Origin of the sequence: Methylosinus sp. sav-2, from assembly GCF_004366495.1 — a bacterium.
Taxonomy (GTDB): domain Bacteria; phylum Pseudomonadota; class Alphaproteobacteria; order Rhizobiales; family Beijerinckiaceae; genus Methylosinus.
The window spans coordinates 1-1,868 of the sequence record NZ_SOEJ01000043.1 but is presented as its reverse complement, the minus strand read 5'-3'; the positions used below and the strand labels follow the sequence as shown (position 1 = coordinate 1,868).

Sequence of the window (1,868 nt, the reverse complement as noted above, 5' to 3'; positions counted from 1 at the left end):
CTACCCCATTGGATATTGTCATTACGAGGCGGAACGGAAATGGTTGCGGCTCGCCGAACGAGGGCGTTTTGGATGTTTTGGCGCTGGGAGGCGCCGGGGGGTCTGGGGCTTTCGTTTCGCGCGGCGGTTTCGAGAAAATTCGTCTCCGAGCAAAGAAGAAAAATGCCGTCGGCGGGTCCTTTTGAGAGGGGTCGCTGGGCGGTGAGAGCGGGAGGTCGGGACAGCGGCTCGTCGAGCACGAGGCCGCAGCGACGACAATCAACCGTTGGAGACGAAGGCGCGTGCCGAGCAGGGAGGCGGGACGCGGCGAAAACGCTTCGAGAATCCCTGGGAGCACTTAGGAGGAATTGAGATGAGCGTAACGACAGAGACATCGGCCGGCGCAGCCGCCGGCTCAGATGCCATCGTGGACCTGAAGACCATGTGGATCGGCATCGCCGTCCTCAACATTTTCTACCTGTTCATCCGTATCTATGAGCAGATCTTCGGCTGGCGCGCGGGTCTCGACTCGTTCGCTCCGGAGTTCCAGACGTATTGGCTGACGATGCTGTGGACGGAGATTCCGCTGGAGCTCGTCGCCGGTCTCGGCCTCGCCGGCTATCTGTGGAAGACCCGCGACCGCAATGTCGACGCGGTTTCTCCGCGTGAGGAGCTTCGTCGTCACGTCGTGCTGCTGCAGTGGCTGACGGTCTACTCGGTGGCCATCTACTGGGGCGCCAGCTTCTTCACGGAGCAGGACGGCACCTGGCACATGACCGTGATTCGCGACACGGACTTCACCCCGTCGCACATCATCGAGTTCTATCTCAGCTACCCGATCTACTCGATCATGGGCGTGGGCTCGTTCTTCTACGCCAAGACCCGCATTCCGTTCTTCGCGCACGGCTATTCGCTGGCGTTCCTGATCGTGGCCATCGGCCCGTTCATGATCATCCCGAACGTCGGCCTGAACGAGTGGGGCCACACCTTCTGGTTCATGGAAGAGCTGTTCGTCGCTCCGCTGCATTGGGGCTTCGTGTTCTTCGGCTGGATGGCTCTGGGCGTGTTCGGCGTCGTCCTGCAGATCCTGGCTGGCGTGAAGCGCCTGCTCGGCAAGGACGGCGTTGCGGCGCTGATCGGCTGATAGCGGCCTGAATATCGGCCGCCCGCGCAGTGTCGCGGACGGCCGCCTCCGGCGAATTTTTCCGAATGCTCCCGGAACGAGGCTTCGTCCGGACGGCCGCGCGGCGGCGGTTCGGACGGGGTTTCGGAGAGGGATCGGCGGGAGATCGGCGGGGCGAATTCCAAAGGACAATCCGGCGCGAGAGAGCCGGAGGCAGGTCTCGAGACGCCGGCGCGAAGACGCCGGGCGGACAGACACCAAGGAGAAGAGTGATGTCTACATCGAAGAGCGGGGGGGCAATCGGGCCTTTCCATTCTGTCGCGGAAGCGGCGGGATGCGTTAAGACCTCCGATTGGCTGATTCTGACGCTGCTGTTTCTGGCAGTGCTGGGCGGCTATCATATTCACTTCATGCTGACGGCTGGCGACTGGGACTTCTGGGTCGACTGGAAAGACCGTCGTATGTGGCCGACCGTCATCCCGATCCTGGGCGTGACCTTCGCGGCCGCCGCTCAGGCGTTCCTGTGGGAGAACTTCCGTCTCCCGTTCGGCGCGACCTTCGCGGTTCTGGGTCTGCTCATCGGCGAGTGGATCAACCGCTATGTGAACTTCTGGGGCTGGACCTACTTCCCGATCAGCCTGGTGTTCCCGTCGGCTCTGGTCGTTCCGGCCCTGTGGCTGGACATCATCCTGCTGCTGTCGGGCTCCTATGTGATCACGGCTGTGGTCGGCGCCCTGGGCTGGGGTCTGCTGTTCTACCCGAACAA

General features: G+C 62.6%; 3 protein-coding genes. All 3 read left to right on the top strand.

Annotated elements, in window-relative coordinates:
* On the top strand, positions 1–185 hold a 185-nt coding region (locus EDE12_RS22185; RefSeq protein ID WP_208326076.1), incomplete at its 5' end, for a hypothetical protein.
* A gap of 167 nt (positions 186–352) precedes the next feature.
* Positions 353–1,123 (top strand): bacterial ammonia monooxygenase, subunit AmoC, encoded by a 771-nt coding sequence (gene amoC / locus EDE12_RS21635; protein ID WP_024880171.1) that lies wholly within the window; start codon positions 353–355, stop codon positions 1,121–1,123.
* Positions 1,124–1,374: 251 nt separating this feature from the next.
* The coding region (locus EDE12_RS21630; protein ID WP_134188314.1) for a methane monooxygenase/ammonia monooxygenase subunit A at positions 1,375–1,868 on the top strand (494 nt) is incomplete at its 3' end.

Coding starts and splice junctions, on each gene's coding strand:
- amoC (WP_024880171.1), top strand. CDS start 353: ATGAGCGTAACGACAGAGACATCGGCCGGCGCAGCCGCCGGCTCAGAT.